This is a genomic window from Mesorhizobium sp. WSM4833 (assembly GCF_055811095.1).
Window position 1 is genome coordinate 87,216 of the sequence record NZ_JBVVQG010000022.1, and the last position, 8,036, is coordinate 95,251.

The following is an 8,036-nucleotide window of genomic DNA, read 5'->3' on the forward strand; positions in this document are numbered from 1 at the left end:
ATGAAGCCAACCAATTTCCTGATCGTCATGGTCGACCAGCTCAACGGAACCCTGTTTCCGGACGGACCGGCGGAGTTTCTGCATACACCGCATCTGAAAGCGTTGGCCGCGCGTTCGGCGCGCTTTGCCAACAACTACACGGCCTCGCCGCTCTGCGCGCCGGGCCGTGCCTCGTTCATGAGCGGGCAATTGCCGTCGCGCACCGGCGTCTATGACAATGCCGCCGAATTCGCCTCATCGATCCCGACCTTTGCCCATCATTTGCGCGCCGCCGGCTATTACACCTGCCTGTCGGGCAAGATGCATTTCGTTGGGCCGGACCAGTTGCATGGTTTCGAGGAGCGGCTGACGACCGACATTTATCCAGCCGATTTCGGCTGGACGCCGGATTACCGCAAGCCCGGCGAGCGTATCGACTGGTGGTATCACAATCTGGGCTCGGTGACCGGTGCAGGCGTCGCCGAGATCACCAACCAGATGGAGTATGACGACGAGGTCGTGTTCCTGGCCACGCAGAAGCTCTATCAGCTTTCGCGCGAACAGGACGATGCGAACCATCGGCCTTGGTGCCTCACTGTCTCGCTGTCGCATCCGCACGATCCCTATGTCGCGCGCAAGCAGTATTGGGATCTCTATGAGCATTGCCAGGCGCTGGACCCGGAAACCGGGTTCATCGCGTATGACCAGCAGGATACGCATTCCCGGCGGCTGTACCACGCCAGTGACTACCCCTCTTTCGAGATCACACCGGAGCAGGTGCGTCGTTCGCGGCAGGGCTATTTCGCCAACATCTCCTATGTCGACGACAAGCTGGGCGAGATCCTGGACGTTCTCAAGCGCACACGCATGGCCGACGACACAATCATCCTGTTCTGCTCGGATCACGGCGACATGCTCGGCGAGCGCGGCCTGTGGTTCAAGATGAGCTTCTTCGAGGGTTCGGCGCGGGTACCGCTGATGATTGCCGGCAAGGGCGTTCGCGCCGGGCTGATCGAGACGCCGGTCTCCAATCTCGACGTGGCGCCGACGCTTTGCGATCTCGCCGGCATCGACATCGCTGCGATCGCGCCGTGGACCGACGGCCAGTCGCTGCTGCCGCTCACCGAGGGCATCGAGCGCACCGCGCCGGTGTTGATGGAGTATGCCGCCGAAGGGTCCAATGCGCCTTTGGTGGCGATCCGCGACGGCAGATACAAATTCGTCCATTGCGAGCTCGATCCGCCGCAACTGTTCGATCTCGAAGCCGATCCGCTCGAACGGGACAATCTGGCCGACGACGCGGCCAATGCGGGCCTGGTGGCGGCATTCATGGACAAGGTCCAGACACGCTGGGACATGGCCGGCTTCGACGCCGCTGTCCGCGAAAGCCAGGCGCGCCGCTGGGTCGTCTATCCGGCGCTGCGCAACGGCGCCTATTACCCCTGGGATTTCCAACCCCTGCAAAAGGCGTCCGAGCGTTACATGCGCAATCACATGAACCTCGACAATCTCGAAGAGAGCAAACGGTATCCGCGAGGCGAATGATGTCAGACCTTCTCGTCCCCTCCCTTGACCATCTCAAGCAGGCCTATGCCGTCACCTCCAGGGCGACGCAGATCACGCCGCTGCTGGAATCGACGGCACTAGCCCGCGAGACCGGCGCCGCCCGCGTCTTCATCAAGCCGGAATCGCTGCAATGGGCCGGCTCATTCAAGGTGCGCGGCGCCTATTGGCGCCTGAAGCAGCTTTCAGTTGACGAAGCGAAGAAGGGCGTCGTCGCCTACTCCTCCGGCAATTTCGCGCAAGGGCTGGCGGCTGCCGGCCAGGCGCTTGGCATTCCCGTCACCATCGTCATGCCGATCGACGCACCGGCCGCCAAGCGTGATGCCACGGCGGGCTATGGCGCCCGCGTCGTGCTGACCGACCATGGCGAGCGCGCGCGAGAGGAAGTCGCCGCCGCCAAGGCGCGCGAGATCGCCGAGACAGAGGGCCTGGCGCTGCTGCATCCATTCGACGATCCGGAGATCGTCGCCGGCCAGGCGGGCGCCGGCCTCGAAGCGCTTGACCAACTCGAAGCCAAAGGTGCCAGGGCCGACCTCTTGTTCTGCTCGGTCGGTGGCGGCGGGTTGATCGGCGGCGTTTCGCTTGCCTTCCATTATCTGTCGCCAGCGACAGAGATCATCGGCGTCGAGCCGGAAGGTTTCAATGGCATGGGCTCGTCGCTGGCGCATGGCGCTATCGAGACGATGCCGATCGGGCCGAAATCGATCTGCGACGGTTTGATGTCGCGACGGCCGGGCGATGCTCCGTTTGCCGCGGTCAAGACGGCGGGTGTTCACGGCATCACCGTCGACGACCAATCGGTGCGGCGCGCGATGCGGATCGCCTTCGAGCGCATGAAGCTGGTGCTCGAACCGTCGGGGGCGGCGTCGATCGCGGCATTGCTCGGCGGCAAGGTGGATGTGAAGGACAAGACCGTCCTTGTTGTGGCTACCGGCGGCAATGTCTCGCTCGCCGATTTCATGGCGCATATGAACCATGCTTGAAGCGGATTTCGTCATCATCGGCTCCGGCTCGGCCGGCTCGGCCATGGCCTATCGCCTGTCGGAAGACGGCAAGCATTCGGTCATCGTCATCGAATTCGGCGGCAGCGATATCGGGCCGCTGATCCAGATGCCGTCGGCGCTGTCGATCCCTCTCAACATGAGCCTCTACGACTGGGGCTTTGCCAGCGAGCCGGAGCCGCATCTCGGCGGCCGTGTGCTGGCGACACCGCGCGGCAAGGTTATCGGCGGCTCGTCCTCGATCAACGGCATGGTCTATGTGCGCGGCCACGCCCGCGACTTCGACCATTGGGCCGAAGAGGGTGCGGCCGGCTGGGGCTTCGCCGACGTGCTCCCCTATTTCAAGCGCATGGAGGATTCGGATGGCGGCGAAGATGGCTGGCGCGGGCACGGCGGCCCGCTGCATGTGCAGCGCGGCTCGCGTAAAAATCCGCTCTATGGTGCCTTTGTCGAGGCTGGCCGCCAGGCCGGGTTCGAACTGACGGAGGACTATAACGGTTCCAAGCAGGAAGGTTTTGGGCCGATGGAGCAGACCATCAGCGGCGGCCGCCGCTGGTCGGCGGCATCGGCCTATCTGAAGCCGGCGCTGAAGCGCAAAAACGTCAGTCTGGTCAAGGGCTTTGCGCGGCGGGTGATCATCGAGAATCAGCGCGCCATCGGCGTCGAGATCGAAGCTCACAAACAGATTCAGGTCGTTAAGGCGCGACGTGAGGTAATCGTCGCCGCATCGTCGATCAATTCGCCCAAGATCCTGATGCTGTCCGGCATCGGTCCGGCCGAGCATCTGCGCGAAAACGGCATTCCGGTGGTGGCCGACAGGCCCGGCGTCGGCCGCAACCTGCAGGACCATATGGAGCTCTACATCCAGCAGGAATCATTGCTGCCGATCACGCTCAATTCGGTGCTGAATCCGTTCTCGAAAGCGCTCATCGGGGCGCAGTGGCTGTTCCTCAAGAACGGGCTAGGCGCCACCAACCATTTCGAAGCGGCGGCCTTCGTGCGATCGCGTGCCGGCGTCGACTACCCCGACATCCAGTACCATTTCATCCCCGCGGCAGTCCGCTATGACGGCAAGGCGGCGGCCAAGTCGCACGGCTTCCAGGCGCATGTCGGACCGATGCGCTCGAAGTCGCGGGGGTCGGTGACGCTGCGCTCGCCGGACCCGAAATCGAAACCGATGATCCACTTCAACTACATGTCGCATCCAGACGACTGGGCGGAGTTCCGCCACTGCATCCGGCTGACGCGCGAGATCTTCGGCCAGTCGGCGTTCGATCCCTATCGGGGCAAGGAGATATCGCCGGGCAGCCACGTGCAGTCGGACGACGATCTCGACATCTTCATCCGGGATCACGCCGAGAGCGCCTACCATCCTTGCGGCACCTGCAAGATGGGCCGCGCCGACGACGTGATGAGTGTCGTCGATCCGGAGTGCCGGGTCATCGGCGTCGAAGGATTGCGGGTCGCCGATTCCTCGATCTTCCCGCGCGTCACCAACGGCAATCTCAATGCGCCGTCGATCATGACCGGCGAGAAGGCATCCGATCACATCCTTGGCCGCACGCCGCTGGCGCCGTCCAACCAGGAACCATGGATCAATCCGCGCTGGCAGGCGTCGGACAGATAGAGCATGATCGTGTGACTGCACGATCCGCATGCCGCGAAAGACAATCTGGAGACTTCCATGCGCGCTCAGCCCACGGCATCGCACTATGTCAACGGACGCTACATCGAGGACGAAGGCGGCGCCCCGCTGCCGGTCATCTATCCGGCAACCGGCGAGACCATCGCCATGCTACGTTCGGCAACGCCGAACGTGCTGGAACTCGCCGTCGAGGCAGCACGAGCGGCGCAGCCCGCCTGGGCGCGGCTGAAGCCGGTCGAGCGCGGGCGCATCCTGCGCCGCGCCGCCGACATATTGCGCGCCCGCAACGCCGACCTCGCTCGCATCGAGACGCTGGACACCGGCAAGGCGATCCAGGAAACGTTGGTGGCGGATGCGCCCTCGGCTGCGGACTGCCTTGAATATTTCGGCGGTGCCGTTGCCGCCTACAACGGCGAGTCGGTCGATCTCGGCGGACCCTTCGCCTACACAAGGCGCGAAGCGCTCGGCGTCTGTGTCGGCATCGGCGCATGGAACTACCCGATCCAGATCGCCGGCTGGAAATCGGCACCGGCGCTCGCCATGGGCAATGCCATGGTGTTCAAGCCGTCGGAAAACACGCCGCTGTCGGCGCTGGCACTGGCCGAGATCTACAGCGAAGCGGGGCTACCCGACGGCTTGTTCAACGTTGTGCAGGGCTATGGCGATGTCGGCGCCGGGCTTGTCGGCCACGATGTCGTCGCCAAGGTCTCGGTGACCGGTTCGGTGCCGACCGGCCGCAAGGTGCTGTCGCTTGCCGGCTCGAAGATGAAGCACGCGACGATGGAACTCGGGGGCAAGTCGCCGCTGATCGTGTTCGACGATGCCGACATCGAGAACGCCATTGGCGGCGCCATGCTCGGCAATTTCTATTCGACCGGACAGATCTGCTCCAACGGCACGCGCGTCTTCGTGCAGAGCGGCATCCACGACCGCTTTGTCGACCGTCTGATAGAGCGGACCAAGAAAATCCGCATCGGCGACCCGCTCGATCCCGAAACCCAGATGGGACCGCTGGTCTCCAAGGCGCAGCACGACAAGGTGGCCGGCTATATCGAGATCGGCAAGCAGGATGGAGCGACGCTTGCTTGCGGCGGCAATGTGCCTTCGCTGCAGGGCTTTCAGGGCGGCTTCTTCGTCGAGCCGACGGTGTTCACCGGCGTGACCGATGGCATGCGCATCGCCCGTGAAGAAATTTTCGGACCAGTGATGAGCGTGTTGAAATTCGACGGTGAGGACGAGGTGATCGACCGCGCCAACGACACCGAATTCGGCCTCGCTGCCGGCGTCTTCACGCGCGACCTGCCGCGCGCCCACCGCGTCATCGCCGAACTGCAGGCCGGCACCTGCTGGATCAACGCGTATAATCTGACGCCGGTGGAAATCCCGTTCGGCGGCTTCAAACAGTCAGGCATCGGGCGTGAGAATTCACTGGCCGCACTGGCGCTCTATTCGCAGCTGAAGTCGATCTATGTCGAGACGGGTGACGTGGCGAGCCCGTACTGATCCAGCCCTCTACGCCTTCAGGTCGGCCGTGCTGTCCAGATATTGCGTCAGCGCACAGACCAGATGATAGAAGATGCTGGCTGGCACATCGGTCGCCAGCGAGCGGCCGCGTTCGTCGATGCGGTCGATCCACAGTCCGAGCGGCGCCGGGTCGATGTGCCAGCGGAACAACCGGCCGACGCGCGCTTCGATCTCGGGCTTGAGATCGGGCCCGCCCGAACCATCCAGCGCGATCGCCGCCTTCACCGCTTCGGCCTGCGGCCAGCTGCGCGATATCAGGTCGAGCGGCAGGCCCTGTCGCGAGACGGCGCCATAGGCAAGGCCGGTGGCGCGGTTGAGGCCATTGGCGATGGCCGAGGCGTAGAGTTTCCTGGCAAAGCCGCTCAGCTCGGCCTGGCCGCTGCGCCCAGCGAAATCGACCAGCAAAGAGGCCCATTCGAAATGGTGGCCAGGCTCGGTCCACGAGCCTTTCTCGCCGGCGGATGGTTTCCATTCGGCATCGAAATACTCGCCAAGCGTCCAGCTTTCCGGATCGAAGAAATGACTGCGGAAGAGGTCGATGATGCGCGCTGCGCGGCGCAGATGGGCGCGCTCGCCGGTTGCCTGGTGCCAGGCGAGGAAGGCCTCGAGCAGGTGCATATGCGGGTTGGAGCGGCGCTCGCCTTTGCCGTCCGATGTCTCAAGGAAGCCGGTCATGCGGCTGTCTTCGAGATGCGCATCGAGAAAGGCGAAGGTTTCCTCGCCGAGGCGCAAGGCGTCGGGATTGCCAGACATATGCGCATGCGCCAGTGCCAGGAGCACGCAGGAATGATCGTAGGCATCCTCGGTGGCGTCGGCGACCGAACCGTCGACATTCAGCGTCCGAACCCAGCCGCCCTTGTCGGTGCGGCCCTTGCCGGCCATGAAGGCGATGCCGTGGCTGATCAGCCGGTCGGCCGGACCGTCCCAGCCGCGCGCCCGGGCGACGGCGAAGGCATAGACCTGCCTTGCCATGGTGCGCATGCGCTTGGACTTCATCAACGGCGAAGCGTCCAGGCCAAGCGCTTCGTGAAAGCCACCATGGCGTTCGTCGACGCCCGATGTCGACCACAGCGGCAAGGTCTCCTGAAACAGCCAGTGATGCACGCGCCGCCGCCAGGCGCCGCTTTCGATGACGCGGTCATGCGCCGGCGTGAACCTGGTTTCCAGGCGACCCGATTTTTCGAGCTGCTCGACGATCTTCTTGACGTGTTGGCTGTGGCTGACCGGAGCGACGAAGGTGGCATCCGATGTCGAAACGATGGCGATGTCCTTCATGCCGATCGCCGACAGCAGGCGGCCGTCACTGCGAATGTAGGAATTCTCGCAATCGATGGCGACGACGTCGCCGATGATGACATTGCCCCGGTCGTCGGCGGGGCCGACATCGAGCAGCGACTGCCATGAGCCGAGATCGTTCCAGCGGAAGCCGGCCGGCACCATCGCGATGTCTTTTGCCCGCTCCATGATGGCGTAGTCGATCGAGTTCGACGGAATGGCGGCGTAGAGTTCTAGCGGCATGTAAAGGCCGGACAAATCCGATGTCGCTGCCTTGTAGGCTGCTTCGGTGGCCTGCCAGATATCCGGCTGGAACGCTATGAAGGCATCACGCATGGCGCTGGCGCGAAAAAGGAAGATACCGGTGTTCCAGTAGAAATTTCCGGCCTTGAGATAGCTTTGCGCAGTCGCAAGATCCGGCTTTTCGACGAAGCGCGACACGTCGAAGATGCCGCCGCTTTCGGCCGCAACCTCGATATAGCCGTAGCCGGTCTCGGGCTGTATCGGCCTGATGCCGAACACCACCAGCCGGCCGCTACGCGCTGCTTCGGTGCCGGCTTCGACGCTCTGCCAGAACTGGCGCGGGGTCGATATCTCATGGTCCGACGGCACCACCAGCACCAGGCTGTCGCTGAACTCGGACAGTGTGCGCAGCGTCGCCAGTGCGACGGCGGCGGCTGTGTTGCGCCCGGTCGGCTCGAACAGCGGCCCGCCGCCGGCGAGGTCGAGGCCGGCAAGATCGGCGTGAACGCGGTCGGCATGGCGCTCCGCGGCAATCAGGAAGATCGGCGTTTCGCCTTCCGGCCGGGCCGTCAGCCGGCGCAAGGTCTTGGCCAGCATCGAGCCGTCGCCGGACAAATCGTGGAACTGCTTGGGATTGTCCTCGCGCGACAGCGGCCACAACCGCGAGCCGACGCCGCCGCTCATGACAAAACTGACAATCCGCTCGGTCATTCAACCACCATTCAAAAGGTCTGGTTGTAGGCGCCCACCTCGGGGCTGCGGCGCAGCACGGTGTCGACAGCCTCGAACATCTCCCGTCGACGCTG

The 8,036-nt window shown here is 64.0% G+C and carries 5 protein-coding genes; 4 read left to right on the forward strand and 1 reads right to left on the reverse strand.

The features are described 5' to 3' along the window. From betC to betB, 4 genes are read left to right on the forward strand one after another with little or no spacing between them, the layout of a single operon-like run. Positions 1 to 1,524 carry a choline-sulfatase gene (gene betC / locus AC0L2D_RS29680; RefSeq protein WP_473543723.1) on the forward strand — a complete coding sequence of 508 codons (1,524 nt, stop codon included), beginning with the start codon at positions 1 to 3 and terminating at the stop codon, positions 1,522 to 1,524. Then, entirely contained in the window at positions 1,524 to 2,525 is a 1,002-nt protein-coding gene (locus tag AC0L2D_RS29685) for a threonine/serine dehydratase (RefSeq protein ID WP_224621046.1), read from the forward strand. Before betC ends, AC0L2D_RS29685 begins: the two co-directional genes overlap by 1 nt. Continuing rightward, a complete protein-coding gene (gene betA, locus AC0L2D_RS29690) occupies positions 2,518 to 4,170 on the forward strand; it encodes a choline dehydrogenase (RefSeq protein ID WP_013532681.1) in 1,653 nt (550 codons plus the stop codon). Before AC0L2D_RS29685 ends, betA begins: the two co-directional genes overlap by 8 nt. 57 nt (positions 4,171 to 4,227) lie before the next feature. After that, positions 4,228 to 5,691, forward strand: a complete 1,464-nt coding sequence (gene betB / locus AC0L2D_RS29695) for a betaine-aldehyde dehydrogenase (protein ID WP_013532682.1) — start codon at positions 4,228 to 4,230, stop codon at positions 5,689 to 5,691. Positions 5,692 to 5,700: 9 nt separating this feature from the next. On the opposite strand, the gene AC0L2D_RS29700 is transcribed toward betB, so the two are convergent. Further along, on the reverse strand, positions 5,701 to 7,941 hold the full coding sequence (locus AC0L2D_RS29700) for a mannose-1-phosphate guanylyltransferase/mannose-6-phosphate isomerase (protein WP_224621049.1): 2,241 nt from the start codon (positions 7,939 to 7,941) through the stop codon (positions 5,701 to 5,703). Positions 7,942 to 8,036 lie beyond the last annotated feature (95 nt).